Here is a 25,817-nt window from a genome sequence, read left to right as displayed (position 1 = left end):
CTGGTTGTGCGGCAGCGCAGCCTAACCGCAACGGCCCCCGGCGGATCGCCGGGGGCCGTCCTGTGCGGTCGCGGGGGCGCGCGTGTTACGGCAGGTTGCGGGCCATGACGATGCGCTGGACCTGGTTGGTGCCCTCGTAGATCTGGGTGATCTTGGCGTCGCGCATCATGCGCTCGACCGGGTAGTCGCGGGTGTAGCCGTAGCCGCCGAGGAGCTGGACGGCGTCCGTGGTGGCCTCCATCGCGACGTCGGAGGCGAAGCACTTGGCCGCCGCGCCGAGGTAGGTCAGGTCGGCGTCGCCGCGCTCGGAGGCGGCGGCGGCCTGGTAGGTGAGGGCGCGGGCGGCGGAGATCTTCATCGCCATGTCGGCCAGCATGAACTGAATGCCCTGGAAGTCGGCGATCGGCTTGCCGAACTGCTTGCGCTCCTTCACGTAACCCTTGGCGTAGTCCAGGGCGCCCTGGGCGATGCCGAGGGCCTGGGCCGCGATGGTGATGCGGGTGTGGTCCAGGGTCTTCATCGCGGTGGCGAAGCCCGTGCCCTCCTCGCCGATCATGCGGTCGGCGGGGATGCGGACGTTGTCGAGGTAGACCTCGCGGGTCGGGGAGCCCTTGATGCCGAGCTTCTTCTCCGGCGCGCCGAAGGAGACGCCCTCGTCGCCCTTCTCGACGACGAAGGCGCTGATGCCCTTGGAGCGCTTGGTCGGGTCCGTCACGGCCATGACCGTGTAGAACTCCGAGACGCCCGCGTTGGTGATCCAGCGCTTCACACCGTTGAGCACGTAGTGGTCGCCGTCGCGGACCGCCTTCGTCTTCATGCCGGCGGCGTCCGAGCCCGCGTCGGGCTCGCTCAGGCAGTAGGAGAACATCGCGTCGCCCTTGGCGAGCGGGCCCAGGTACTTCTTCTTCAGCTCCTCGGAGCCGGAGAGGATCACGGGGAGCGAGCCGAGCTTGTTGACGGCCGGGATCAGGGAGGACGACGCGCAGACGCGGGCCACCTCCTCGATGACGATCACGGTCGCGAGCGCGTCGGCACCGGCGCCGCCGTAGCTCTCGGGCACGTGGACGGCGTGCAGGTCGGAGGCGACGAGCGCGTCCAGCGCCTCCTGCGGGAAGCGGGCCTCCTCGTCCACCGCGGCGGCGAACGGAAGGATCTTGGCCTCGGCGAGCGAGCGGACGGTGTCCCGGAGCATGTCGTGCTCCTCGGACGGGCGGTACAGATCGAAGTCAGGCGTTCCCGCCACTTTCTCTCACTCCCCTGGACTGCTGCTAACTACCGTTAAGTAACCCGAATTTTAGTGGGCCGGGCGGAGTCCGGCATACGTGAGTTTGACGACAGCCCCGGTCCCGGAGGAACGGTGCCCGGCCCCGGGCCCGACTATGCTCGGGCCCGCACTCCCTCCCGTACGTCAATGGAGCACCGTATGGCCCTCAAGATCACCGTGATCGGCACCGGATACCTCGGCGCCACCCATGCGGCGGCCATGGCGGAGCTGGGTTTCGAGGTGCTCGGGCTGGACGTCGTCCCCGAGAAGATCGACATGCTGTCGGCGGGCCGCGTCCCGATGTACGAGCCCGGACTGGAGGACCTGCTGCGCAAGCACGTCGCCGGGATCGAGGGCTCCACCGGGCGGCTGCGCTTCACCACCTCGTGGGAGGAGGTCGGCGAGTTCGGCGACGTCCACTTCGTCTGCGTGAACACTCCGCAGAAGCAGGGCGACTACGCGTGCGACATGCGGTACGTCGACGCCGCCTTCGGCTCGCTCGCCCCGCACCTGCGGCGGCCCGCGCTGGTCGTCGGCAAGTCGACCGTGCCGGTCGGCAGCGCGGAGCGGCTCGCCCGGCTCCTCGCCGACCGGGCGCCGGTGGGCGCGGACGCGGAACTGGCGTGGAACCCGGAGTTCCTGCGCGAGGGCTTCGCCGTGGACGACACCCTGCACCCCGACCGGATCGTGGTGGGCGTGGAGAGCGCGGCGGCGGAGAAGCTGCTGCGCGAGGTGTACGCCACACCCATGGAGGAAGGGTCGCCGTTCGTCGTCACCGACTTCCCGACCGCGGAACTCGTCAAGACCGCCGCGAACTCCTTCCTGGCGACGAAGATCTCCTTCATCAACGCGATGGCCGAGGTCTGCGAGGCCGCCGGCGGCGACGTCGTCAAGCTCGCGGAGGCCATCGGCTACGACGAGCGGATCGGCGCCAAGTTCCTCCGCGCCGGGATCGGCTTCGGCGGCGGCTGCCTGCCCAAGGACATCCGGGCCTTCATGGCCCGCGCCGGCGAGCTGGGCGCCGACCAGGCCCTGACCTTCCTGCGCGAGATCGACTCCATCAACATGCGGCGCCGCGGCCAGATGGTCGGCATGGCGCGCGAGGCCCTCGGCGACGGCACCTTCCTCGGCAAGCGGGTCGCCGTCCTGGGCGCCACGTTCAAGCCGAACTCCGACGACGTACGCGACTCGCCCGCCCTGAACGTCGCCGGTCAGATCCACCTCCAGGGCGGCCAGGTCACCGTGTACGACCCCAAGGGCATGGACAACGCGCGCCGGCTGTTCCCCACGCTCGGGTACGCCGACACCGCCCTGGACGCGGTGCGGGGCGCCGACATCGTGCTGCACCTGACGGAGTGGAGCGAGTTCCGCGACCTCGACCCCGCCGAGCTGGGCGAGGCCGTGACGTCCCGCGTCATCCTCGACGGCCGCAACGCCCTCGACGCGGAGCGCTGGCGCGAGGCGGGCTGGACCTTCCGCGCGATGGGCCGCCCCCGGGCCTGACCGGGTCCCCGGCCGACCGGGTCCCCGGGCCTGACCGGCCCGCGGCAGGCATGGCGGGGCGCCGCGGCAGGCATGGCGGGGCGCCGCACGGGCACCCGGGCGCCATGGCTTTTGCGACACTCGCACTGACCGCGATCGACTGTCCCGAGCCCCGCCGGCTCGCCGAGTTCTACGCCGCCGTCCTCGGCGGCGAGATCAAGGACGACCAGACCGAGGACGAGCACTGGATCGACCTGTACCTCCCGGGCGGGCAACGGCTCGCCTTCCAGCAGGTGCCCGACCTGCGCCCGCCCGAGTGGCCGCGGGCCGACCGGAACTCCCAGCAGCTCCACCTCGACCTGGACGTCGACGACATCGACGCCGCCGAGGAACAGGTCCTCGCGCTGGGCGCCCGGCCGCTGGACGTCGACGACGACGGAGGCAAGCGGGGCTTCCGCGTGTACGCCGACCCGGCGGGGCACCCCTTCTGCCTGTGCCGGGCGTAGCGGTCACACCGGTTGTGCCGCGTCCGCCGCCTCGCGCACGACCCGGGCCGCGTTGCCCCACGTCAGCCCCGCGATGTCCGCCTCGGCCCAGTCGCGGTGCAACAACTCGGCGATCAGGTTCGGGTACGAGGACGCGTCCTCCAGACCGATGGTGTGCGGGGCGTCGGCGGTCAGCCCGTACGAACCCGCCAGACCCACGCACTCCGGGCCGGCGACCTCGCGGACGTGCTCGACATGATCGGCCACGTCCCAGAGGGTGGCGGGCTGGTCGGCACGGCGGGTCACCTGGTCCGGGGCGAAGCTGACCATGCACACCCCGCCGTTGGCGCGCAGCCGGAGCAGCACCTCGTCGGGGACGTTCACCGCGTGCGGGGTCAGGGCCTGGGCCGCCGAGTGGGACAGGATCACCGGCGCCTTGGAGATGTCCAGCACCCGCTCCATGGTGGCGCCGGACGCGCCCGACAGGTCGACGAGGACCCCGAGGCGGTTCATCTCGCGCACCGCCTCCTCCCCGAACGGCGTCAGACCGGCGGGGTCGGCCGTCCAGCGCGTACCGGCGATGCCGACGCTGCGGACACCGAGCGCGTGGTACGCGCGGAGGGTGCCCAGCGACTCCCCCAGCGCGGCGCCCGACACGGGCCCCAGGAGGGAGGCGATCCGGCCGCAGTCCCTGGCCTGCACCATGTCGGCGGCGGTCAGGGCCAGCCGCAGCGCCTCGGGGCACGACTCCACGAGGGTGCGCACGGCGTCTATTCGGTCCAGCGTCTCCTGCACGGCGGCGGGCCCCGGAGGCACGTGCAGCGACCAGAACTGGGCGCCGACGCCGCCGGCGCGGATGCGCGGGATGTCGGTGTCGAGGAACGCCGAGCCGTGCTGGAGGTCGTGCCAGTGCGTACGGTCGAGCTCCTGCGCGAGCGTGTTGTGGCCGTCGACGACGAGCTGCGCGGCGAGCAGGACGCGGGCCCGCTCGATGTCGACCTCTGCCGGGGTGGGCGCCTCGGCGAGCCCGTCGGGGGTGTCGTCGAAGTCACCGATCGCGGAAGATGCCGCGCAGGGGTGGTCCTGAAGGTCTGCCATGGGGGAGCTCCGCTCCGGACGAACGACGAGCCGACAGGGCCACGGTGACACGGGCGGATGCGGTGGTCGCGGCGGCGTACTCCGACCGGGTGACCCGCCGCCCCCTCGCGGGAGCGGTGCCGGGGTGTCGTACCGGGCGTGGCCACGCTTCTGCCGGTGCGTCTGGGGCGGGGCCCCTCCGGGCTCACCTCCTCGCGGTTGGCGGGGCGCCCAGCCGGTCCAGTGACCGTCACTCGCCGCCAATCCGCTGCGGGGGCGACCCTGCACGGCCCCTCCTCGCCGTACGCGCACAACGTCCCCGCCGTCGTGGTCCGGACGGCAAACGGACGTACAGGCAGTGGCGACGGCCCCGCACGGTCTCACCGGCCCGCAGGCGGCGTACGGCCAGGGGTGGGGCCGTGCAGGGTCGCCCCCGCAGGGGTTGGCGGCGAGGGGTGGGCTCCCTTACGTCTGACCCAGGGCCGCCGGCCCCGAGGAGGTGAGCCCGGAGGGGCCACACCCCACCACCCACCGCACCAGTGCCGCACACCGGAACGGCACCCCGACCAGACGCAGCGCACCGCACAGGGACGGGGCGCCGCCGCGGCCCGGCGGGGTCAGCCGTCGAGGGACGCGAGCGTGGCCGTCGAGGGGGCCCGGGTGGACAGCGCGCGGGACACGGACTCCGCGTCGCGCAGGACGCGCAGCGCGTTGCCCCAGGTCAGCTTCGCCAGGTCCGCGTGGGACCACCCGCGGGCGAGCAGTTCCGCGATGAGGTTCGGGTAGCCCGACACGTCGTCCAGGCCCGCGGGGGTGAACGCCGTGCCGTCGTAGTCGCCGCCGATGCCGAGGTGGGCGATGCCCGCGACCTCACGCATGTGGTCCAGGTGGTCCGCCACCGTCGCGGCGGTGGCGACCGGGCGCGGGTCCGCCGCCTCGAACGCCGCGTGGACGCGCATCGCCTCCGGGGTGGTGTCCAGGTGGTGGAGGCCGTGCGCCCGCATGTTCTCGTCGGCCCGCCGGGTCCACTCCACGGCGGCGGGCAGCACGAATTTCGGGACGAACGTGACCATGGCGACGCCCCCGTTGGCGGGCAGGAGCGACAGGACGTCGTCGGGGATGTTGCGCGGGTGGTCGCACACGGTCCGGGAGGACGAGTGGGAGAAGATCACCGGCGCCTCGGACGTGGCGAGCGCGTCGCGCATCGTGGTGTCGGCGACGTGCGAGAGGTCGACCAGCATGCCGAGCCGGTTCATCTCCCGTACGACCTCGCGGCCGAAGGCGGAGAGGCCGCCGACGCCGGGGGCGTCGGTCGCCGAGTCGGCCCAGGGCACGTTGTCGTTGTGGGTGAGCGTCATGTAGCGGACGCCCAGGGCGTACAGGGCCCGGAGGGTGGCCATCGAGTTGTTGATGGAGTGGCCGCCCTCGGCGCCCTTCAGGGACGCGATGCGCCCGGAGGCCCGCGCCGCCTCCATGTCGTCGGCGGTCAGCGCGGGTGCCAGGTCCGCGGGGTGGCGGGCCAGCAGCCGGTCGACGCAGTCGATCTGCTCCAGCGTGGCGCTGACCGCGTCGTCGCCGGCCATGTCGCTGCGGACGTACACCGACCAGAACTGGGCGCCGACGCCGCCCGCCCGCAGCCGGGGGATGTCGGTGTGGAGCCGGCCGGTCTGGTCCGCCCCGACGTCGAGGCGGTCCAGGTCGTAGCCGGCGCTCTCCCGCAGCGCCCACGGCAGGTCGTTGTGGCCGTCCACCACGGGGTGCGAGGCGAGCAGGTCGCGCGCCTCGTCCCGGAAACGGCCGGCCGTCACTTGGCGAAGCCGAACGACGAGGAGCCCTCGACCTTCGCCCGCAGCCGCTTGCCCTTCTCGGTGGCCTGGTCGTTCAGCTCCTGCTGGAAGTCGGCCATGCGGGCGAGCAGCTCGGGGTCGGCGCTCGCGAGGATGCGGGCCGCCAGCAGGCCGGCGTTGCGCGCGCCGCCCACGGAGACGGTGGCGACCGGGACGCCGGCGGGCATCTGGACGATGGAGAGCAGCGAGTCCATGCCGTCCAGGTACTTCAGGGGGACGGGGACGCCGATCACGGGGAGGGGCGTGACGGAGGCGAGCATGCCGGGCAGGTGCGCGGCTCCGCCGGCGCCCGCGATGATCGCCTTGAGGCCGCGGTCGGCGGCGCGCTCGCCGTACGCGACCATCTCGCGCGGCATGCGGTGCGCGGAGACGACGTCGACCTCGTAGGGGATCTCGAACTCGTCGAGGGCCGTGGCGGCGGCCTCCATCACGGGCCAGTCGGAGTCGGAGCCCATGACGATGCCGACGAGCGGGGTGTCCATCGGGTTACTCAACGATCGTTCCTCGCAGGTAGCCGGCGGCGTGACGCGCGCGGTCCAGCACGTCGTCGAGGTCGTCGCCGTAGGTGTTGACGTGCCCCACCTTGCGGCCGGGCTTCACGTCCTTGCCGTACATATGGATCTTCAGCTGGGGGTCGCGGGCCATGCAGTGGAGGTACGCCTGGTACATGTCCGGGTAGTCACCGCCCAGCACGTTGCACATGACGGTCCAGGGGGCGCGGGGGCGCGGGTCGCCGAGCGGCAGGTCGAGGACGGCCCGCACATGGTTGGCGAACTGCGAGGTGACCGCGCCGTCCTGGGTCCAGTGGCCGGAGTTGTGGGGGCGCATCGCCAGCTCGTTGACGAGGATGCGGCCGTCGCGCGTCTCGAACAGTTCGACGGCGAGGTGGCCGACGACGTCCAGTTCCTTGGCGATGCGGAGCGCGAGCTCCTGGGCCTGGCCGGCCAGGTCGGCGGAGAGGCCGGGTGCGGGGGCGATCACGGTGTCGCAGACGCCGTCGACCTGGCGGGACTCGACGACGGGGTAGGCCACGGCCTGGCCGTGCGGCGAGCGGACGATGTTGGCGGCCAGCTCGCGTACGTAGTCGACCTTCTCCTCGGCGAGGACGGGCACGCCCGCGAGGAACGGGTCGCGGGCCTCGTCCTCGGAGCGGACGAACCACACGCCCTTGCCGTCGTATCCGCCGCGGACCGTCTTGAGGATGATCGGGAACCCTCCGGTCTCGGCGGCGAAGGCCGCCGCGTCGGCCGGGTCCGCCACGATGCGGTGGCGGGGGGACGGGGCGCCGATCTCGTCGAGCCTGGCCCGCATCACGCCCTTGTCCTGGGCGTGCACCAGCGCGTCGGGCCCCGGCCGGACGGGAATGCCGTCCGCCTCCAGGGCCCGCAGGTGCTCGGTCGGTACGTGCTCGTGATCGAAGGTGATCACGTCGCAGCCGCGCGCGAACTCACGCAGCGTGTCCAGGTCGCGATAGTCGCCGATGACGACGTCGCTCACGACCTGGGCCGCCGAGTCCTGGGGGGAGTCGCTGAGGAGCTTGAACTTGATGCCGAGGGGGATGCCCGCCTCATGGGTCATACGGGCCAGCTGACCGCCGCCCACCATGCCTACTACCGGGAACGTCACCCTCTTAGGGTATCCGGCCGCGGCGCGGGGGCCGTCTCCCGTCCCCGAGCGGGGTCGGGGGCGGGTGGTTAGCATGGCTTGGTTGACCCACTCGACCGGACGGGGCTGAAAGATCACCATGAGTGAACGAGGCGCACTGCGGGTGCGGCTGGACCAGCTCGTCCGCGAGATCGCCAAATTCGGTCTCGTCGGCGGTCTCGGTCTGCTGGTCAACATGGCGGTCTTCAACCTGGTGCGCCACACCACGGAGCTGCCGGTCGTCCGGGCCAGCCTGCTCGCCACGGTCGTCGCCATCGCGTTCAACTACGTGGGCTTCCGCTACTTCACGTACCGGGACCGTGACAAGGGCGGCCGGACCCGGGAGCTGACGCTGTTCCTGCTGTTCAGCCTGGTGGGCCTGGTGATCGAGAACGGTGTGCTGTACGCGGCGACGTACGGCTTCGGCTGGGACAGCCCGCTGCAGAACAACTTCTTCAAGTTCTTCGGCATCGGTGTGGCCACGCTGTTCCGCTTCTGGTCCTACCGCACCTGGGTGTTCCGGACGCTGCCGGTGCACGAGGCCGTTCCGCCCGCCGAATCGTTCCTGGAGCAGCGCCGGCACGAGCCCGGGCGGGCCGCGGAGCCGGTCGCCCCGCGCCGCTAGCGGACCGTCGGCGGCTCGTGCGCGGTCTTGTCCTTGCGGCTGCGTACCTCACGGCTGAGGAAGAGGGCGAAGACCGGCGGCTGCTGCTGGAGCAGTTCCAGACGGCCGCCGTCCGCCTCGGCGAGGTCGCGGGCGACGGCGAGGCCGATACCGGTGGAGTTGCGGCCGCTGATGGTCCGCTCGAAGATCCGCGCACCGAGGTCGGGCGGTACGCCGGGCCCCTCGTCCGTGACCTCGACGACGGCCTGGTTGCCGGTGACCCGGGTGCGCAGGGCGACGGTGCCGCCGCCGTGCATCAGCGAGTTCTCGATCAGCGCGGCCAGCACCTGCGCGACCGCGCCCGGGGTGCCGACGGCCCGCATGCCGACCTTGCCGGAGCGGACGATCGCCCGTCCCGCGCTGCGGTAGGCCGGCCGCCATTCCTCGATCTGCTGCTTGACGACCTCGTCGAGGTCGAAGGCGATCGCCGAGCCGGTGCGCGGGTCGCGCGAGTTCGTCAGCAGCCGCTGGACGACGTCGGTGAGCCGCTCCACCTGGGTGAGGGCGATGTGCGCCTCCTCCTTCACGGTGGCCGGGTCGTCGGTCTCGGAGATCTCCTCCAGCCGCATGGACAGGGCGGTCAGGGGCGTGCGCAGCTGGTGGGAGGCGTCGGCGGCGAGCCGCCGCTCGGCGGTGAGCATGCGGGCGATCCGCTCGGCGGAGGCGTCGAGCACGTCGGCGACCCGGTCGAGCTCGGGCACGCCGTACCGCCGGTGGCGGGGCCGCGGGTCGCCCGAGCCGAGCCGTTCGGCGGTCTCGGCGAGGTCGGTCAGCGGCGAGGCGAGCCGGTTGGCCTGGCGTACGGCGAGGAGCACGGCGGCGATCACGGCGAGCAGCGCCACGGCGCCGATGATCAGCAGGGTGCGGCCGACCTCGCGGGTGACGCTGGAACGGGGCTCCTCGACGGTGGCCTTCTCGCCGCGCTTGCCGTCGGCGCTGCCGCGGATGACGCTGCCCTCGGGGCGTTCGCCGATCTCGATGGGGGCGCGGCCGGGGATCTCGATCAGGGCGTACCGCTTGGCGCCGCTCTGCTGGAGGAGGATCCCGGGGTTCACGGGCTCGCCGCCGACGAGCCGGCTCTCCACGATGCTGACCAGGCGGACGGCCTCGGAGTCCACGCTCTCCTGGGCGCTGCTGCTGATGGTGCGCGTCTCGACGATGACGAGGGAGACCCCGAAGACCGCGATGACGACGAGGACCACCGCGAGCGTGGAGTTGATCAGTCGGCGGCGCACGGTGCGTACCTAGCTCTTTTCGAAGCGGAAGCCCACGCCGCGGACGGTGGCGATGTAGCGGGGGTTGGCGGCGTCGTCCCCGAGCTTCTTGCGCAGCCAGGAGATGTGCATGTCGAGGGTCTTGGTGGAGGACCACCAGGTGGTGTCCCAGACCTCGCGCATCAGCTGGTCGCGGGTGACGACCCGGCCGGCGTCGCGGACGAGGACCCGCAGGAGGTCGAACTCCTTGGCGGTGAGCTGGAGCTCCTCGTCACCCATCCAGGCGCGGTGCGACTCGACGTCGATGCGTACGCCGTGGGTGGCCGGGGCGGGGGCGGGTTCGCTGGCGCCGCGCCGCAGCAGGGCCCGGACGCGGGCGAGCAGTTCGGCGAGGCGGAACGGCTTGGTGACGTAGTCGTCGGCGCCGGCGTCGAGTCCGACAACGGTGTCGACCTCGTCGGCGCGGGCCGTCAGCACCAGGATCGGCACCGTGAGCCCGTCGGAGCGGAGCCGCCGCGCCACCTCCAGTCCGTCCATCCCGGGCAGCCCGAGGTCCAGGACGACCAGGTCGACGTGGCCCTGCAGTCCGGCGTCCAGCGCGCCGGGTCCGTCCTCGCGCACCTCGACCTCGTACCCCTCCCGCCGCAGGGCGCGGGCCAGCGGTTCCGAGATGGATGCGTCGTCCTCGGCGAGCAGTACACGGGTCATGTGGTGATGGTAGTCCGCGCCGGACAAGCGTTGCCGGGGGATCGCACGATGATCGGCACGCCCTGCGAGTATGGGATGCCATCCAGCGGAATACCTTCGAAACAGTGCGGATGGTTCCAGCGACACCTGTGATCCATATCTCAAGTCCTTCCATATGCCGCCCTGTCGTGTCGTATGGTGGCGAGACGCCTGATGCACTATCCGGGGACCTTTGGCCCACTATGCGCCAAGGGTCTCTTTCTGCGTGAGGCCGGCCCGGCCGGCCTCGATGACAGTGAATGACCTGTGGGCCGGGCCCCTGTACGCGCGACAGCGCCGCCGGGGTGTGGATCCCGGTGCGGACTGTTCCCCCGCCGCCGTACGCCGTACGGGGCGGACCCCTGCGGGCGTGGGGGCGGGACGGACCCCGCGCCGGTGCCGGCCGCCCCCCACCGGGCGCGTGACCGCTCACGAAGCGCAGCGCGTCCCGAGCAAGCAAGGATCGACCCATGGCGTCCAGCCTGACGAAGGACTCGGCCAGTACCGCTGGCGGCGAGAAGACCTTCTTCGGCCACCCCCGCGGCCTGGCCACCCTGTTCCTGACCGAGATGTGGGAGCGCTTCAGCTACTACGGCATGCGCGCCCTGCTCGTGTACTACCTGGTCTCGGGCGGCGCCGACGCCGCGACGGGCAGCCAGGGCGGCGGCCTGGCGATGACCGCGGCCACGGCCACGGCCATCTACTCGGTCTACGTGTCGATGGTCTACCTGATGGCGATGCCGGGCGGCTGGTTCGGCGACCGCGTCTGGGGCGCCCGCAAGACCGTCGCGATCGCCGGTGCCGTGATCATGGTCGGTCACCTGTCGCTGGCCCTGCCGGGCCAGGCGATGTTCTTCGTCGGCCTGATCCTGGTCGCCGCCGGCTCCGGCCTGCTGAAGGCCAACATCTCCACGATGGTCGGCCACCTCTACGACGGTCCCGAGGACCCGCGCCGTGACGGTGGTTTCACGCTCTTCTACATCGGCATCAACCTCGGTGCCTTCGTCGCCCCGTTCGTCATCGGTACGGTCGGCAAGGAGCACAACTGGCACTTCGGCTTCGCGCTGGCCGCGGTCGGCATGGGCCTGGGCCTGCTCCAGTTCCTGCTCGGCACGCGCCACCTGAGCCCGAAGAGCAACATCGTCCCGAACCCGCTGAGCCCGGAGGAGCGCCGCGCGGTGCTGCTCAAGGTCACGGGTGCGGTGCTGGCCGTCGCCGTCTTCTACGGCGTCGTCGTCGCCATCGGCGCGTTCACCCTGAACTGGGCGCTGGTCCCGCTGACCCTCGCCGGTCTGGTCATCCCGGTCGCCGTCCTCGTCCGCATCAAGCGCGACAAGGAGCTGTCGTCGACCGAGCAGTCGAAGATGAACGGCTACATCTGGTTCTTCGTGGCCGCCGCCATCTTCTGGATGATCTACGACCAGGGCGGTTCGACCCTGTCGCTCTTCGCGGACGACAAGACCGCGGACAGCGTCTTCGGCTTCGCCTTCTCGGCCACCTGGTACCAGTCGCTGAACCCGCTGTTCGTCATGGCGCTGGCGCCGGTCTTCGCCTGGCTGTGGCTGTGGCTGGCCCGGAAGAACCAGGAGCCGAACACCATCGTGAAGTTCGCGATGGGCCTGGTCCTGGTGGGTGCCTCGTTCTTCGTCTTCATCGTCCCGATGGGCATGGCGGGTGACGGCACCAAGGTCTCCCCGATGTGGCTGGTCTCGATCTACATGATCCAGACGATCGGTGAGCTGTGCCTCTCCCCCGTGGGTCTGTCGGTCACCACGAAGATGGCGCCGCAGAAGTACGCCTCGCAGATGATGGGCGTCTGGTTCCTCGCGGTCACCGCGGGCGACTGCACGACGGGTCTGCTGTCCCTGGCGGGCGTCGACCTGAACGGCACCGGGATCATCGCCATGGAGGCGTCGCTGGCGGCCCTCGCGGGCGTGGCGGTCTTCATGTACCGCAAGAAGGTGCAGACGCTGATGGGCAACGTGCACTGACGCCGCGCTGCCGCTCCTGCTCCTGACGAAGGGCCGCCGTACCGGACGCTTCCGGCGCGGCGGCCCTTCGGCATGCGTGGGCCCCTGCGGCCGGTCGTGGCCGCCCGTACGGGCGCGGGCCGGCTTCCGGGCGGGGGGTGCCTCGGAAGGGGGCGGCGCCGAGGGGGTGCCCGCTGCGGATTGGGCCTGCTGGGGCCTGTTGGGGAGGGGCCTCGGGCGCGTACGAGGCGGGGCGGGCCTCACCGCCGGGAGAGACGACCCGGGCACGACAAAGAGCACGGCGTACCGCCGTGCTCCACCACCGCTCCGGGCGACCCGCCGGGATCACCCGCCGGAATCAGGCGGGTGCCGCGAGTTCCGCCCAGACCGTCTTGCCGGGCGCGCCGTCGGACCGGACGACCCCCCAGTCCAGGCAGAGGCGCTGGACGATGAACATGCCGTGGCCTCCGGGCCGTCCCGCCCGGTGGGGGGTGCGGGGCGCGGGCTGGCCGGCGCCGCGATCCTCGACCTCGAGCCGGAGGACCTTCGCGTCCAGCGAGACGCGCAGCTCCTCGGGGCCCTCGGCGTGCAGGCACGCGTTGGTGACCAGCTCCGAGACGACGAGCAGGACGTCCTCGGCGGCTGCCCGCCGGTCGGCGGTGGCCGCCGGGAGCCAGCCCCAGTCGTAGAGCGCCTGCCTCGTGAAGTCCCGGGCGAGCGGAACGATCCCGCTGGCACTGCCCAACGAGAGCCGCCGCGTCCGGCGCCCCGTGGGCGTGGCCCCGGGACCCGGCCCGGACGCCGCACCTGACATCTCCGACCTCACCTCCGGCGTGGTGGACACGGAGGAGCCCGCCGGGACCGAGGCACCGACACCGAGGCCGGAGCCGTCCGGCTGGGGGCCGAGATCGCTCGGCGGTTGCTGCTGGGTGGTCCCCATCAGCGCTTCACCTCACCGAATTCACCAAGTCGCCATTACGTCGTCGCAGGGGCAGCCACAAGGCCGTCACAGAGAGTGTGGAGCCCGTTCGTACAGTTGCCGCGGGGTTCTTCTGCCCGGCCGATCCGGGACGACACCCGCTTTGTCACTTCAGTCGGCGAGTGCCGCTTCCAGCGAGTCGTGGACGGTGAAGACCGCCTCCGCTCCTGTGATCTCGAACACCCTGGCCACTACGGGCTGCATCCCTGCCAGATGCACGCCCCCGCCCGCGGCCTCCGCCTTGAGGCGTGCCCCGAGCAGCACGTTGAGCCCGGTGGAGTCGCAGAACGCAAGCTGCGAGCAGTCGATCACCAGGCGCGTGCGGCCTTGTTCGAGTGCGGCGTCCAGCGGCTCGCGCAGCAGCTCGGCGGTGTGGTGATCCAGCTCACCCGCCGGCGTGAGTACCTCGCTGCGGCCTTCCGTCCGGACCCCGACCTTGAGTCGGCCCTGATTCGCGCTGCCGACCGTCCCGCGGTCCATGCCGTCCCTCTTCGCCGATGCCATTGAGTCGGTAGAACCCTACGCCTTCTCAACGGCGGCCGGTAGTCGCGACTTAGCCACACTCCGGACATATGGGACAATTGACACTTGCAACGATCCGTGCGAAGCGGGTAGGGCTAGTAGGGACACAACCAACACGGCCGGCTTTGGAGGCGCCGCACACCGCAGCCACATCTTTTGGGCATCGGCGGCCATATGCCGAGAACGATGGAGGAGACCATGTCACCCCGGCTCGACGAAACGCGTACCCCCCACGCGCCGTCGACAATCCCGCCCCAGCAGACCGACGACGTCGAGCAGATCGGAACCGAAGCACTCGGCCTGCCCGACATCCCCCGGTTCGACGAGGTCGAACCTCTCGACGCGAGGGCGTTGTCCAAGACGCTTTTCGCGCGCCTCGAAAGCCTCGAGGAAGGGACGCACGAGCACGCGTACGTCCGCAACACGCTGGTTGAACTCAACCTCGCGCTGGTCAAGTTCGCCGCCTCCCGGTTCCGCTCCCGCAGCGAGCCGATGGAGGACATCATCCAGGTCGGCACCATCGGGCTCATCAAGGCCATCGACCGCTTCGAACTCAGTCGCGGTGTCGAGTTCCCCACCTTCGCGATGCCAACCATCGTCGGAGAGATCAAGCGCTTCTTCCGCGACACCTCCTGGTCCGTGCGCGTCCCGCGCAGGCTCCAGGAACTCCGCCTCGAACTGGCCAAGGCCGGGGACGAACTGGCCCAGCAGCTCGACCGCTCGCCCACCGTGGCCGAGCTGGCCGAGAGGCTCGGGATCACCAAGGAGGAGGTCGTCGAGGGCATGGCGGCGAGCAACGCGTACACCGCGAGCTCGCTCGACGCCCAGCCCGAGGAGGACGACACGGAGGGCGCGCTGGCGGACCGCCTCGGCTACGAGGACCACGGCCTGGAGGGCATCGAGTACATCGAGTCGCTCAAGCCGCTGATCGCCTCGCTGCCGGCGCGCGACCGCCAGATCCTCTCCCTGCGCTTCGTCGCCGGGCTCACCCAGTCGGAGATCGGCGAGGAGCTCAACATCTCGCAGATGCACGTCTCCCGTCTGCTCTCGCGCACCCTGGCCAAGCTCCGCAAGGGCCTGACCCTGGACGAATGACCGGCCGCGCCACCGCCCGCCGAAGGGCCCGTCCCATGAGGGGACGGGCCCTTCGGGCATCCGGGGCCGGCCGGGGGCGAAGGGGGCGGCTCCCTGCCGGGTACGGGGGCGGGGCGGGCCGCCGACCGGGGCAGGGCGGGGCGGGGCTTGGGCGCCGGGCCGGGGTACGGGGCGGGTCGTCATGCCGCCAGCCGGACGCGGGGGCGGGCGAAGGGGGGTGGTGCCGCGCCGGGGTACGGGGGCGGGGGCACCGGAGCCGCTCGTACCGCTCCCCCGGCCGCACCCGGCGACGCGTACGGCACGCGACTCCCGCACCCCGGCGCCCCGTTGCGCCGCCGCGCGCGTCAGCCGGCGGCCAGCGCGGCCGTGACGGCGGCCTCGGCGTGCAGCCGGGTGGTGGGGAACACCGGCACGGGGCTGTCCTCCTGGCCGATCAGCAGCTCGATCTCGGTGCAGCCCAGCACGACGCCCTCCGCGCCGTCCGCCACCAACTGGTCGACGACCCGCTGGTAGACGGCGCGGGAGCCGTCGTCGACGATCCCGAGGCACAGCTCCTCGTAGATGATCCGGTGCACCTCCGCACGCCCCTCCGCCTCGGGGACCAGGACGGTCAGACCGTGCCCGGCGAGCCGGTCCCGGTAGAAGTCCTGCTCCATGGTGAACGCGGTGCCGAGCAGCCCGACCGTGCGCAGGCCCGCCGCGCGGACGGCGTCGGCGGTGGCGTCGCCGAGGTGCAGCAGCGGCACGGGCACCGCGTCCTGCACCTGGCCCGCGACCTTGTGCATGGTGTTGGTGCAGATCAGCAGCAGGTCCGCCCCGGCGGCCGCCAGTCCCCGCCCCGCCTCGGCGAGCACCTCACCGGCCTGCTCCCACTCGCCGGAGACCTGGAGCCGCTCGATCTCCGCGAAGTCGACCGAGTGCAGGATGCACCGCGCGGAGTGCAGCCCGCCGAGACGCTCGCGTACGAGTTCGTTGAGGAGCCGGTAGTACTCCGCGCTGGATTCCCAGCTCATGCCGCCGATCAGCCCGATGGTCTTCATCGGGACAGGTTGCCATGATCGTCCCGGCGCCGCCCCCGCCCGGGGTCCCGCTCCGGGGCGATCAGGGCCGCGTGCCCCGCGCTCCACAGGTCCTCCTCGCCCTCCGGGAGGAGCAGCACCCGTCCGGGCCGCAGCGCCTCGACGGCTCCGGCGTCGTGGGTGACCATCACGATGGCGCCCGGGTAGCCGGACACCGCGGCGAGGACCTCGTCGCGGGAGGCGGGGTCGAGGTTGTTCGTCGGCTCGTCCAGGAGCAGGACGTTGGCGCCGGAGTGGACCAGGCGGGCGAGGGCGAGCCGGGTCTTCTCGCCGCCGGAGAGCACGCCGGCCGGTTTGTCGGCGTCGTCGCCGCCGAACAGGAAGGCCCCGAGGACCCGGCGCACCTCGCCGTCCGTCAGGTGCGGTGCGGCGGCCGCCAGGTTCTCGCGGACCGTGCGGGTGCGGTCCAGGGTCTCGTGCTCCTGGTCGAAGTAGCCGAGGCGCAGCCCGTGTCCGCGCACCACCCGTCCCGCGTCGGGCGTCTCCCGCCCGGCGAGGATCCTCATGAGGGTGGACTTGCCCGCGCCGTTGTGGCCGAGGACCACCAGGCGGCTGCCCCGGTCGACGGCCAGGTCGACGCCGGTGAGGACCTGATGGGTGCCGTACGCCTTGGTGAGGGAGATCGCGCCGAGCGGCGTCCGCCCGCAGGGCGCCGGTTCGGGCAGCCGGATGCGGGCGACCCTGCCGGTGCGGCGGCCGGGTTCGGTGCCTGCCAGCATCCGGTCGGCGCGCCGCGCCATGTTCCTGGCGGCCGTGGCGGTGGCGACGTTGGCGCGCATCCGGTCGGCCTGGGTGCGCAGCGCGGCCGCCTTGCGTTCGGCGTTGGCCCGCTCGCGGGCGCGGCGCCGGTCGTCGGCGGCGCGCTGGGCGAGATAGGCGTGCCAGCCGGTGTTGTGCACGTCGAGGGCGGCGCGGTGCGGGTCGAGGTGGAAGACCCGGTTGACGGTGGCGGCGAGCAGGTCGGTGTCGTGGCTGATGAGGACGAGGCCGCCCGGGTGACCGGCCAGGAAGCCGCGCAGCCAGCCGACGGAGTCGGCGTCGAGGTGGTTGGTCGGCTCGTCGAGGAGCAGGGTGTCGTGGCGGGAGAAGAGGATGCGGGCGAGTTCGACCCGGCGCCGCTGCCCGCCGGACAGTTCGCCGACCGGCCGGTCCAGCACCCGGCCGGGCAGCCCGAGTCCGGCGGCGACCCGCGCGGCCTCGGCCTCGGCGGCGTAACCGCCGCGGGTCTGGAACGCGGCCTCGGCGCGGGCGTAGGCGGCCATGGCGCGGTCCAGTCGCCGGGCCGGGGCCTCGGCCATGGCGGCCTCGGCGGCCCGCAGGTCCCGCACCGCCCGGTCCAGGCCGCGGGCGGCCAGGATGCGGTCGGTGACGGTGGTGGCGGGGTCGGCGGCGCGCGGGTCCTGGGCGAGGTGGCCGACCGAGCCGGTGACGGTCCAGGTCCCGGCGGCCGGGCGCTCCTGGCCGGCCAGGACCTTCATGAGGGTGGACTTTCCGGCGCCGTTGCGGCCGACCAGGCCGATACGGTCGCCGGGGGCGATGTGGAAGGAGATGCCGGCCAGCAGCAGCCGGGCGCCGACGCGCACATCGGCACCACGAACGGTAAGCATGGGTTGACGCTCCGGATAAGCGAGAGGGCACACGGGTGGCGTGGGGCGTGTGTCCTGAGCTAGGAGATCCGGGGCGTCGACATACCGGCCAGGGTACGAACCGCCCCGGCCGGCCGCACCTCAATATGTGCCACGTACCTGCCGGGCCAGCTCCGCGAGGTGGGTCAGGGAGGCGTCGGTGGACGGGTCGGGCATGGCGACGATGACGTGGTCGATGCCCTGTTCCGCGAGTTCGCCGCAGAGCTGGACGCTCTCGTCCACCGACCGGCCGTCGGGCACGCGCATGTGGAGTGTCTTCTCGATCGCCTCGTAGGGCCGCCGTTCCGCCTCGCAGTGCGCGCGCAGCACGGCGAGCTTGTGGCGGACGTCGGCGCCGTGGAAGAGGTTGCAGGCGTCGCCGTACCGGGCGACGAGCCGCAGGGTCCTCTTCTCGCCGCTGCCGCCGATGAGGATGGGCGGGTGGGGCCGGGTCAGGGACTGCGGGGAGTTGAGGGTGCGGGCCAGGCGGTAGTGCTTCCCCTCGTACGGGGTGTCCTCGGCGCTCCACATCCGCTTGGCGATCCGCAGCGTCTCCTCCAGCCGTTCGAACCGCTCGGCGACCGGCGGCAGCCGGAACCCGAGCCCCCGGTGCTCCTCCTCGTGGAACCCGGCGCCGATCCCGAGCACAGCCCGGCCGCCCGAGAGGACGTCCAGGGTGGTCACCTGCTTCAGCAGCAGGCCCGGCTGACGGTACGTCACGCACGTCACGAGCGTCCCGAGGGTCACGCGCCGGGTGAGGGCGGCCGCGTAGGACAGGACGCTGTACGCCTCCGGCATCGGGTCCTCGGCGGCGCCGAAGTTCGGTATCTGGAAGAGGTGGTCCATCACCCAGAAGCTGTCCACCCCGGCGTCCTCCGCGCCGCGTACGACGTCGGCGAACCGTGCCGCGATGGCGGCGTCGCCGCCGGGCCAGACGAACCGGGGGCAGGTGAGACCGAGCTTCATGAACGCCTCCAGGGCAGACGAAAACAGCCTGCCGGGGGCCGGCAGGCTGTGGGTGTGTGCGGGATCAGCGGGAGTCTACGACGAGCGCGCCGTCGGGAGCGAGGCCGACACGCGTGCCGAAGCGGCGGCTGACGCGGTCCAGGGTGCCGCGCAGCCACTCGCGGTCGTCGTGCGAGGCGTGGTGCAGGCGCATGCGGCGGGCCCGCATGGGGACGATCCGTACGTCCGGGGGCCGGCCGGCTCCCGGTTCGACCGTGACGAGGTACAGCGGCCGGAGGTCGTCCCGGAAGTGCTCGTAGCCGGTGATGCCCTCGTAGTCGTCGACGAGGTCGCCGCAGCCGTGGAGGACGAGCCCGTGCCGGTACAGCTCCAGGGGGCGGGGGTGGTGCGAGGAGTGGCCGTGCACGACGTCGACGCCGCCGTCGACCAGCGCGTGCGCGAACCGGACCTGGTCGCGCCCGACGGCGTACCCCCAGTTGGAGCCCCAGTGGACGCTGGCGACCACCGTGTCACCGGGCCGCCGGACCTCCCGTACCCGCCCGATGATCGCGTCGGCGGCCTCGTCCGTCGGCTCCGGTACGAAGGCGACTCCGGGGCGGTCGCCGGTGGCGGCCCAGTCGGGCGGGATGCCGCTGGACTCCGTCCCGAAGGCGATCACCACGACCCGGCGGGCGCCCAGGTCGACGATCGCGGGCCGCCACGCCTCGTCCGCGCTCCGCCCCGCCCCCGCGGCCCGCAGTCCCGCCCCGGCGAGGGCGTCGAGGGTCTCCTCCAGTCCGCGGCGGCCGAAGTCCAGCACGTGGTTGTTGGCGAGCACGCACACGTCGGGGCGGGCGGCGGCCAGGCAGGGCAGGTTCGCCGGATGCATCCGGTAGTGCACTTCCTTCCCGGTCGCGAACTCCCCGTCGCCCGTGACGCTCGTCTCCAGGTTCACCACCCGCACGTCGGGCCGCACCGCGTCGAGCAGCGGCAGGGCGTCCCCCCACGGCCACTCGGGCCCCACCGGCCTCGGCACGGCCCCGTTCACCGCCTCGGCCAACTCCACGTACGCCCGCGCGTCCCGGATGTACGACTCCCGGAGGGCCGGGTCCCCGGGGTGCGGCAGGATCTGGTCGACCCCGCGGCCGAGCATCACGTCGCCGCAGAGGAACAGCGTCACCGCGTTCCCGGTCATACCTCCAGGCTAGGGCGGGAGTGGCGTGATTGCAGATTGCATCCGTGACGACCGGCTTGATAGGCATGTCGTACACATGATCCATTCGTCAGGCGTGTCGTGACCTGCCGAAGGGCCGCGGGGGGATGAAGAGTTGAGCAACGACGCACCGGTCGACCCGGCCGAAGTACCGGAGTTCACCGGCGACGAAGCGGTACTCGCCGAGAAGGTGAAGGCGCTGTCCGGAGCCGGGGTGAAGATCTCCACCGCCGCCGGTGACGTCCACACCTCCTTCGGCGGCCTGCGCGCCTTCTACAGGGCGCCGGAGGCGGAACAGCTTTTCGCCACGACCCGGCCCGTCCAGGACAGGGCGCTCGAGGTCGGCTCGGACCTGTGCGTCATCGCGGGTGCGCTCGGGACGTACGCCCACGACATCGGCCCGCTGGTGAAGCGGCTGGACGAACTCCGCCGAGCCGCCGCCGACTTCCGCGCGAAGGTCGCCGACGACGACAAGTGGCGCGAGGACGGCGACCTGACGGACGAGAACCTCGCCCGGCGCAACGAGATAGCGGAGGTCTGGGCCCGGTTCCAGGAAGCGGAGCGGACCTGCCACGACAAGATCGTCGCCTTGGTCGGCGGCTCTCCGCTCACGGTCGACGACGGATCCCACAAGCCGGGCATGTACGGCTACGACGCCGAGATGCTCAAGCAGGCCGAGAGCCTGCCCTGGGGGGACGCGGTCGCCGAGTCGACCCCGGCATGGCAGATCTGGGAACACGGCGCCGACTTCGCCACGGGCTTCTTCGTCGACGGCGTCGTCGGCACGGTCAAGAGTCTGGGAATCCTCGTAGGCACGGACGGCTGGGACGCGGCCGGGGAGGCGTGGAAGGGGCTTGGCCTGCTGTCGACCGGCGTGTTGATCAGTACCACCCCGGCGGCGGCATTGTTCTGGGCTCCCGACGACAAGGACATGCCGCCGTTGCTGCGGGACTCCCGTACGGCGATGAAAGAGACCGGCAAGGCGCTGATCGCCTACGACAAGTGGGACGAGAACCCCGCCCGCGCCGGCGGCCTCACCACCTTCAACGTGCTCAGCATCCTCGCCACGCGGGGTGCCGGGAGCGCGGCGTCCGGCGCGGGCAGGTCGGGCGCGGCCGCCAAGGCGCTCTCCTTCGCCGGCAAGGCGGGCCAAGCCGTCGACCCGACGACGTACCTCCTCACGGGTGCCACGGCGAGCATGCGGAAGATCGGTGACGTCATGACCGGCCTGCGGGGCATGGGCCATGTCGACGTCAGCCTCCCGGTCGGCACTATCGAACTTCCGCCCGGCGCCTCAGTGCTCCCGGACGGCACCCTGCACCTCCCCAACGGCGCGGCGGTCCCGCCGGGCGTCGTCGAGCTCCCTCCGGGCACGGTCCGCCTCCCTGACGGCACCCCCGCCCCGCCGGGCTCCATCGACTTCGGCGACGGCGTGGTCCACCTGCCCGCCGACGCCTCTCCCCCGTCCGGGGCGATACCCGTCCCGGAAGGCACCCTCAAGGTCACCGACGGCACCATCGCCCTCCCGCAGGGCACCGTCAGGCTCACCGACCCGACGGGCGCAACGGTCTACGCCGACCCCAAGGGCAATCTCTACAACGCCGACGGCACCCTCCTCCAGCGCGCCGAGGACGCCAAGAAGGAAACGCCCCCTCCCGCGGCGACGGGCGCCGACAACCCTCGGGTGGGCACCCCGGCCAAGCAGCCCGCCCTGGTCGGCGCGGACGCCACAGCTTCGGACGACGTGCTGCGGGTGGGCGACAGCCTGAACGGCAGCCCGGGCGACCTGGGCCGCCTCAACGGCAACCCGTCCTGGTCCGGCTCGGCCACCGTGGACAGCGCCTCAGGCGGTACCGGTAGAGGTGACCACTCCCTGAACAACAGCCTGGACCGCCCCTCGGCAGGCGGCGACCACACGTCCGGTGCCGGCGGGCACGGTGACACCGCACCCGGCGGCGTGCATCAGGCGGACAGTTCAGCGTCCTACGAGGGAAGCAGCCGGGCCGATGGAGAGGCACGGCCGCCACATGGCAGTCACGGCGACACCTCCGGGGGGAGCGGTGGCTCCGCTCATGACGGCATCCCGCCCAGCAACAAGTCACGCAAGCCCGAGGAGAGTTGGCCCGCAGGAGAAGAGATCCGGGGGAGCGCCAGAGGGAAGAACCTGCTGTACCCCCACGCCCGGCACAACCTCTCCGGCGTGAAGCACGGGGAGCCGGACACCGACAACACCATCATCCTGCCCGAGGTGAAGGACGCGGTACGGGCGGACATCGCAGAAATCGCCGCCGGAAGGGCTGAATTCGATGCTCACACTCAGCGATACACTGTGAACGGGCGAAGCTATGCGATTGAACCAAACGGTCGCACCTTCCCTGTTTCAGGGCCCGGATTCATCAACCTGAATCGGGTTGAATATGCGGCACTCAAAGCCATCATGAAGGCCGGCGGGGACATGACCAAGGTGCAAGTCATGTTCACAAGGGCACCGAAATTCGCGGAGAACCCGCACTACGTCCGGCGGGCGATCGATCTGTATCGGGAGTACTACTCGTGATGTACAACTTCTTGGTGGCTGGGAACGCGAATCCTCGAACTCTCAGCGCCTTCCTGGCCCGGGCGTTCGCCGTGAGCCCCGATCACGTGGACGTCTCCCCCGAGGACGAACTGGAAGCTCGCAACTGGGACGCCACGGTCACCTGCGAGTATCAGGCCCTGACAGGCGACCTCAACCATGCTCTGACCGTGTACGGCGCTGCGGAGGTCCAGAGCCAGCCTGCCGATGACGAACTCGCGGAGTCTCTTGCCCGGGCTTTGGACGCGCCCGTTCTCACGCCATGGGGAACGTTGCCGTGGATCCGTAAGGTGTACACACCGCGAGGAACGGCGACTTTCGCACGGGTTGAGCAACTCGAAGGTGATGTCGCCGGATTTACCGTGTACGGCCTGGAAATCCCGATGACGGAGTTTCCTCACGCACGGGTCGAACCTTTCCCTGAGGTCGCCCGAGATTATCCCTTGCCCACACCGGAGACTGATCGCGCATTTTCATCCGAGTCCGGTGTAACGCACTCCGGCACCCAGGCCCTTCTGCGGGAATGGGAGAAGCTTTGTTCCCGGATGGCTGCCCATTGGCCACCTTCGCATTGGTATTCGGCAGAGATGTACCAGGAAGACCTGGAGAATCGCAGTCGGCTCAGCGATGCCATCGAGTTCCTGACCAGCGAAGAGCGGGAAAGGGTGGGCGACGCACTCACTGCGGTGGACGCCCGGTTCCGTGCCCTCACGGTGGACGACGGCGGCCAGGCCCTGACGTCCGCCCTGAGGACGGAGAAGGAGGACACCCGGTCACTGCCCTGGTACTGGCAACGCCGCCCCATCAAGCTGCCGTGGGAACAGACCACGAACTGACCGGCCCCGGAGCCGAATAGACGACCGTCCCTGCGCGTCCGGCGGACTTCCCCCGGTGCGGGAAGCCTGCGAGGGAGGGGGTGGTACGAGGGGTGGAAGGAGGGCTCGGGCAGTGAACACAGCAGCGTCCGCAATGGCGCGGCGGTTGACAGAGGTCAGGTGGGCGGACCGGGGTGCCGCCGACGACCACGCGGGGTCGCGTGCCGCGCTCCTGCGTGAGTTTCTGCGCCGTTCTGCTGTCTGGGCACGGGAGCTGAAGGTGCCCGGCCTGTGGCCCTTCTTCGACATCGGCGCTCACATAGATGCCTCCGTGAGAGCGCCGTCCCGTCTTGTCGACGAACTCGACCAGTTCGCCGCCGAGCACGTACCCGTCCTGCGCGCACGGAGCCTCTGCCGGTTCGCACTGCACTGGGCGGCCCTGCACGATGCGGACGTCGAGGCCGCCCGGCGTCATGCGGACCCCTTTCAGCCCCTGCTCCTGCTCTTCGAGCGGGGTGGTGCGTTTCCTGTCGAGAACGGGGTCGTGGACCTGGTTGTGTTCGGGATCCCGCTCGGCACCTGGCAGTCCCATGTGGACGGGCATCCGTTGGCACACCTGGACCCGATGACCCTCGACAGCCTCGACAGCCGGGGGACGAAGTCCGAACCGCCGGCGAGGTCCGTGGTACGGATCGACATCGATGATCCGGATGTCGACATGGATGTCAGCGGTTGCTTGTTCTACGGCGGTACTCCTTTCACCGGAGAAGTGGCCGAGTACCGGAACGGATACCTGATCAGCCTGGACGAGTACGCGGATGGCCTCCTCCACGGACTGTCCCGTGAGTGGTACCAGGACGGGACCCCGCGATCCGAGGGAGTGGCCCGGGGCGGCTGCGCGGTGGGCGAGTGGAAGGAGTGGCACCCCAACGGCACGCTCATGCAGCGGCAGTTGTTCGACAGCTCCGGTTACTCGCTCCACGAGCGGGACACGTGGGACGAGAACGGCGACCAGTTGACCTCGTGGCGCCGCGGCGACGGTGAACGGAGCGGATCATGACCAGCGGCACCTCGGGTCCACCGGCGTATGACCAGCCGCCGTCCGTCGTGCGATGGCGGCACGTGAGCCGGTGCGGATGTGCGTGCGCTGTGCCCGCGCAGGCTCGGCGCACTGGACCTTCTCAGGTCCGAGACCGTACAACCGGAGTCGCCGGCTGTACGGCCTCGGGCCGGGCTGCATCGGTCGGCTAGGGAAGTTGCTTCTTCTCGGCGTAGTAGGCGTAGGCGAATCCGCCGTCGGCAGAGCCACCGACGGCGGCTTGGAAGCCAAGGGGACCCCGCTTGGGCACATCGACGCTGCGCTGGAAAATGGTGCCGTCACACACCTGGCTGCCCGCAGCTGTCGGCACCTCCTTGCCGCCGACGGTGAACTTCAGCGAGACCTCCCCCTTGCCCGTGCACGTGAACGCGAATGTCACGCTGAGCACGCCCTCAGGGGTGGCGGGATGAGTGTTTCCGAACTGGGGGTCCAGTCGGCCGGATCCGCCGCCGAGCGATTCCCTGGCGACGAAAGCTCGTTCCAGTACAGCCTTGAGGTCAGCGGCATCGTCCGGTGTCGCGGCGGTGGGCGCCCCGGTCGCGCTGGGGCTCTGTGCAGATGGGCCGGACCGTTCGCTCGGGGTGCACGCCGCCGCGGAGAGCACCGCGGTGGTCACGAGGCAGAGCGCTGCCCTCCGGTTCGCCCGCCTGCCCCGACTCATGAATTCTGCCGTCCGATCGACATGTCCCCTTTGCGCGGAGCCAGGACGACAATGGTCTTCTTCTTGAGCGTGCAAGGCGGAGCGATCCACGTCTTCGTACCCGTGAGCTTCCACCCGACCTGGCCGAGTACGGCCCGGTAGCCCTTGGACGTGGTGTTGGTGTCGGTGACGGTCTGGGTCCCGGTCCACGTCCAGGCGTTGCTGATCTTGGTGTCGACGCTGACCTTGGCCTTGGCCAGGATGGCGCCCGCTTCCGCCTCGGCGCTGGCACCGATGTCCCACGTGAAGGTGTGGCTGCCGGTCACCGTCCACGACACCGTCTGGCGCGGCAGCAGCCACGTCGATTGCGGCTTCTTCTTGTCCGGCAGGAAGTGGGGGGAGCCCTTGACGGTGTATTTCGGCCGGTCGTTCACCTCTGGGCAGGCCATGGCGCTCATGTCGCCCTTGGCGGGCTTCGGTTCCACCGCCTTCTCGTCCCCCTCGAACGAGAAATCGACCGTGTCATTGACGCCGATGATGCGCCCGTCATTCATGACGATCTTCGCGTCATCGGCCGGAAGCGGCTCCTCCGCCGGAGAAGCGACACTGACACCCGCCCCTGAAAGCAGCAAGGCGCCGGTAACGAAAAGAGGTATTGCAGTGCGCACGACAGCGCGATCCATTGTGCCCCGTTTCGATGCAGTTGTGAGGTGACTCTTGGTCAAGGAGTCACAAGCAGGCCACCTTGGACTTATCCATTGGGTGGCGCGTGCACGACATATCTATCGGAGTGCGAGCATGCGCCACAACAGGGGGTGACGTGGATCACAGGGAATGAATTGATTTCCCATCACCAG

23 protein-coding genes are annotated in these 25,817 nt (G+C 71.1%); 8 read left to right on the top strand and 15 right to left on the bottom strand.

What is annotated here, in order from left to right; genetic code table 11:
• Positions 1-85: 85 nt before the first annotated feature.
• Positions 86-1,243, bottom strand: coding sequence for an acyl-CoA dehydrogenase family protein (locus tag A4V12_RS33830; RefSeq protein ID WP_079137569.1), 1,158 nt, complete (start codon positions 1,241-1,243; stop codon positions 86-88).
• Positions 1,244-1,423: 180 nt separating this feature from the next.
• Here A4V12_RS33830 and A4V12_RS33825 point away from each other — a divergent pair, with 180 nt between their 5' ends.
• Positions 1,424-2,767, top strand: a complete 1,344-nt coding sequence (locus tag A4V12_RS33825) for a UDP-glucose dehydrogenase family protein (RefSeq protein WP_064073322.1) — start codon at positions 1,424-1,426, stop codon at positions 2,765-2,767.
• 104 nt (positions 2,768-2,871) lie between these two features.
• Positions 2,872-3,252 (top strand): VOC family protein, encoded by a 381-nt coding sequence (locus A4V12_RS33820; RefSeq protein WP_064073321.1) that lies wholly within the window; start codon positions 2,872-2,874, stop codon positions 3,250-3,252.
• A 3-nt stretch (positions 3,253-3,255) separates the two neighbouring features.
• On the opposite strand, the gene A4V12_RS33815 is transcribed toward A4V12_RS33820, so the two are convergent.
• The 4 genes from A4V12_RS33815 to A4V12_RS33800 form a co-directional block, all read right to left on the bottom strand.
• The gene (locus A4V12_RS33815) at positions 3,256-4,329 is read right to left on the bottom strand and encodes a dipeptidase (protein WP_064073320.1); all 1,074 of its coding nucleotides are present in this window, start codon (positions 4,327-4,329) and stop codon (positions 3,256-3,258) included.
• A 596-nt stretch (positions 4,330-4,925) separates the two neighbouring features.
• Positions 4,926-6,116 (bottom strand): dipeptidase, encoded by a 1,191-nt coding sequence (locus A4V12_RS33810; RefSeq protein WP_064073319.1) that lies wholly within the window; start codon positions 6,114-6,116, stop codon positions 4,926-4,928.
• Positions 6,113-6,637 (bottom strand): 5-(carboxyamino)imidazole ribonucleotide mutase, encoded by a 525-nt coding sequence (gene purE / locus A4V12_RS33805; protein ID WP_064073318.1) that lies wholly within the window; start codon positions 6,635-6,637, stop codon positions 6,113-6,115. The genes A4V12_RS33810 and purE overlap by 4 nt, the downstream gene beginning before the upstream one ends.
• A gap of 4 nt (positions 6,638-6,641) precedes the next feature.
• Entirely contained in the window at positions 6,642-7,856 is a 1,215-nt protein-coding gene (locus A4V12_RS33800; RefSeq protein WP_079137578.1) for a 5-(carboxyamino)imidazole ribonucleotide synthase, read from the bottom strand.
• A gap of 43 nt (positions 7,857-7,899) precedes the next feature.
• On the opposite strand from A4V12_RS33800, the gene A4V12_RS33795 reads away from it, so the two are divergent.
• On the top strand, positions 7,900-8,424 hold the full coding sequence (locus A4V12_RS33795; RefSeq protein WP_064073316.1) for a GtrA family protein: 525 nt from the start codon (positions 7,900-7,902) through the stop codon (positions 8,422-8,424).
• On the opposite strand, the gene A4V12_RS33790 is transcribed toward A4V12_RS33795, so the two are convergent.
• Both A4V12_RS33790 and A4V12_RS33785 read right to left on the bottom strand, forming a co-directional pair.
• Positions 8,421-9,698, bottom strand: coding sequence for an ATP-binding protein (locus A4V12_RS33790; RefSeq protein ID WP_064073315.1), 1,278 nt, complete (start codon positions 9,696-9,698; stop codon positions 8,421-8,423). The two genes, A4V12_RS33795 and A4V12_RS33790, sit on opposite strands and share 4 nt — an antisense overlap.
• Before the next feature lie 9 nt (positions 9,699-9,707).
• Positions 9,708-10,385 carry a response regulator transcription factor gene (locus A4V12_RS33785; protein ID WP_064073314.1) on the bottom strand — a complete coding sequence of 226 codons (678 nt, stop codon included), beginning with the start codon at positions 10,383-10,385 and terminating at the stop codon, positions 9,708-9,710.
• Positions 10,386-10,873: 488 nt separating this feature from the next.
• On the opposite strand from A4V12_RS33785, the gene A4V12_RS33780 reads away from it, so the two are divergent.
• The gene (locus tag A4V12_RS33780) at positions 10,874-12,394 is read left to right on the top strand and encodes a peptide MFS transporter (RefSeq protein WP_064073313.1); all 1,521 of its coding nucleotides are present in this window, start codon (positions 10,874-10,876) and stop codon (positions 12,392-12,394) included.
• A 337-nt stretch (positions 12,395-12,731) separates the two neighbouring features.
• Here the strand turns inward: A4V12_RS33780 and A4V12_RS33775 are convergent, their stop codons facing one another.
• Both A4V12_RS33775 and A4V12_RS33770 read right to left on the bottom strand, forming a co-directional pair.
• Positions 12,732-13,313 (bottom strand): ATP-binding protein, encoded by a 582-nt coding sequence (locus tag A4V12_RS33775; protein ID WP_064073312.1) that lies wholly within the window; start codon positions 13,311-13,313, stop codon positions 12,732-12,734.
• Between the two features lie 150 nt (positions 13,314-13,463).
• The gene (locus A4V12_RS33770) at positions 13,464-13,832 is read right to left on the bottom strand and encodes an STAS domain-containing protein (protein WP_064073311.1); all 369 of its coding nucleotides are present in this window, start codon (positions 13,830-13,832) and stop codon (positions 13,464-13,466) included.
• Between the two features lie 240 nt (positions 13,833-14,072).
• Here A4V12_RS33770 and A4V12_RS33765 point away from each other — a divergent pair, with 240 nt between their 5' ends.
• A complete protein-coding gene (locus tag A4V12_RS33765; RefSeq protein ID WP_064073371.1) occupies positions 14,073-14,969 on the top strand; it encodes an RNA polymerase sigma factor SigF in 897 nt (298 codons plus the stop codon).
• A gap of 344 nt (positions 14,970-15,313) precedes the next feature.
• On the opposite strand, the gene A4V12_RS33760 is transcribed toward A4V12_RS33765, so the two are convergent.
• The 4 genes from A4V12_RS33760 to A4V12_RS33745 form a co-directional block, all read right to left on the bottom strand.
• Positions 15,314-16,009: an aspartate/glutamate racemase family protein gene (locus tag A4V12_RS33760; RefSeq protein WP_064073310.1), complete on the bottom strand. Its 696-nt coding sequence runs from the start codon at positions 16,007-16,009 to the stop codon at positions 15,314-15,316.
• Positions 16,006-17,655, bottom strand: a complete 1,650-nt coding sequence (locus tag A4V12_RS33755; protein ID WP_064073309.1) for an ABC-F family ATP-binding cassette domain-containing protein — start codon at positions 17,653-17,655, stop codon at positions 16,006-16,008. The genes A4V12_RS33760 and A4V12_RS33755 overlap by 4 nt, the downstream gene beginning before the upstream one ends.
• A 120-nt stretch (positions 17,656-17,775) precedes the next feature.
• The gene (locus A4V12_RS33750) at positions 17,776-18,639 is read right to left on the bottom strand and encodes an LLM class F420-dependent oxidoreductase (protein ID WP_064073308.1); all 864 of its coding nucleotides are present in this window, start codon (positions 18,637-18,639) and stop codon (positions 17,776-17,778) included.
• 64 nt (positions 18,640-18,703) lie between these two features.
• On the bottom strand, positions 18,704-19,813 hold the full coding sequence (locus A4V12_RS33745; protein WP_064073307.1) for a CapA family protein: 1,110 nt from the start codon (positions 19,811-19,813) through the stop codon (positions 18,704-18,706).
• A 133-nt stretch (positions 19,814-19,946) separates the two neighbouring features.
• Here A4V12_RS33745 and A4V12_RS33740 point away from each other — a divergent pair, with 133 nt between their 5' ends.
• The 3 genes from A4V12_RS33740 (at position 19,947) to A4V12_RS39395 (ending at position 24,281) form a co-directional block, all read left to right on the top strand.
• Complete coding sequence (locus tag A4V12_RS33740) at positions 19,947-22,388, top strand: hypothetical protein (protein WP_064073306.1); 2,442 nt, start codon at positions 19,947-19,949, stop codon at positions 22,386-22,388.
• Positions 22,385-23,242 (top strand): hypothetical protein, encoded by an 858-nt coding sequence (locus tag A4V12_RS33735; protein WP_064073305.1) that lies wholly within the window; start codon positions 22,385-22,387, stop codon positions 23,240-23,242. Before A4V12_RS33740 ends, A4V12_RS33735 begins: the two co-directional genes overlap by 4 nt.
• Positions 23,243-23,552: 310 nt before the next feature.
• Entirely contained in the window at positions 23,553-24,281 is a 729-nt protein-coding gene (locus tag A4V12_RS39395; RefSeq protein ID WP_234372441.1) for a toxin-antitoxin system YwqK family antitoxin, read from the top strand.
• Positions 24,282-24,468: 187 nt separating this feature from the next.
• Here the strand turns inward: A4V12_RS39395 and A4V12_RS37880 are convergent, their stop codons facing one another.
• Together A4V12_RS37880 and A4V12_RS33720 are read right to left on the bottom strand one after the other, a co-directional pair.
• On the bottom strand, positions 24,469-24,936 hold the full coding sequence (locus tag A4V12_RS37880) for a hypothetical protein (RefSeq protein WP_159028991.1): 468 nt from the start codon (positions 24,934-24,936) through the stop codon (positions 24,469-24,471).
• A gap of 41 nt (positions 24,937-24,977) precedes the next feature.
• Positions 24,978-25,628 (bottom strand): hypothetical protein, encoded by a 651-nt coding sequence (locus A4V12_RS33720; protein WP_234372440.1) that lies wholly within the window; start codon positions 25,626-25,628, stop codon positions 24,978-24,980.
• Positions 25,629-25,817: the final 189 nt, after the last annotated feature.

Origin of the sequence: Streptomyces noursei (genome assembly GCF_001646665.1) — a bacterium.
In the GTDB taxonomy this organism is placed as follows: Bacteria; Actinomycetota; Actinomycetes; order Streptomycetales; family Streptomycetaceae; genus Streptomyces; species Streptomyces lavendulocolor.
Note: the sequence above shows the minus strand (reverse complement) of the source record. Positions and strands in the feature narration are given on the sequence as shown.

Bases quoted from the DNA above. Each gene is read 5' to 3' on its own strand.
- A4V12_RS33775 (WP_064073312.1), bottom strand. From the start codon at position 13,313: ATGGGGACCACCCAGCAGCAACCGCCGAGCGATCTCGGCCCCCAGCCG.
- A4V12_RS33745 (WP_064073307.1), bottom strand. From the start codon at position 19,813: ATGACCGGGAACGCGGTGACGCTGTTCCTCTGCGGCGACGTGATGCTC.
- A4V12_RS33760 (WP_064073310.1), bottom strand. From the start codon at position 16,009: ATGAAGACCATCGGGCTGATCGGCGGCATGAGCTGGGAATCCAGCGCG.
- A4V12_RS33765 (WP_064073371.1), top strand. From the start codon at position 14,073: ATGTCACCCCGGCTCGACGAAACGCGTACCCCCCACGCGCCGTCGACA.
- A4V12_RS33800 (WP_079137578.1), bottom strand. From the start codon at position 7,856: ATGCTAACCACCCGCCCCCGACCCCGCTCGGGGACGGGAGACGGCCCC.
- A4V12_RS33785 (WP_064073314.1), bottom strand. From the start codon at position 10,385: ATGACCCGTGTACTGCTCGCCGAGGACGACGCATCCATCTCGGAACCG.
- A4V12_RS33795 (WP_064073316.1), top strand. From the start codon at position 7,900: ATGAGTGAACGAGGCGCACTGCGGGTGCGGCTGGACCAGCTCGTCCGC.
- A4V12_RS33750 (WP_064073308.1), bottom strand. From the start codon at position 18,639: ATGAAGCTCGGTCTCACCTGCCCCCGGTTCGTCTGGCCCGGCGGCGAC.
- A4V12_RS33780 (WP_064073313.1), top strand. From the start codon at position 10,874: ATGGCGTCCAGCCTGACGAAGGACTCGGCCAGTACCGCTGGCGGCGAG.
- A4V12_RS33820 (WP_064073321.1), top strand. From the start codon at position 2,872: ATGGCTTTTGCGACACTCGCACTGACCGCGATCGACTGTCCCGAGCCC.
- A4V12_RS33825 (WP_064073322.1), top strand. From the start codon at position 1,424: ATGGCCCTCAAGATCACCGTGATCGGCACCGGATACCTCGGCGCCACC.
- A4V12_RS33755 (WP_064073309.1), bottom strand. From the start codon at position 17,655: ATGCTTACCGTTCGTGGTGCCGATGTGCGCGTCGGCGCCCGGCTGCTG.
- purE (WP_064073318.1), bottom strand. From the start codon at position 6,637: ATGGACACCCCGCTCGTCGGCATCGTCATGGGCTCCGACTCCGACTGG.
- A4V12_RS33770 (WP_064073311.1), bottom strand. From the start codon at position 13,832: ATGGACCGCGGGACGGTCGGCAGCGCGAATCAGGGCCGACTCAAGGTC.
- A4V12_RS33815 (WP_064073320.1), bottom strand. From the start codon at position 4,329: ATGGCAGACCTTCAGGACCACCCCTGCGCGGCATCTTCCGCGATCGGT.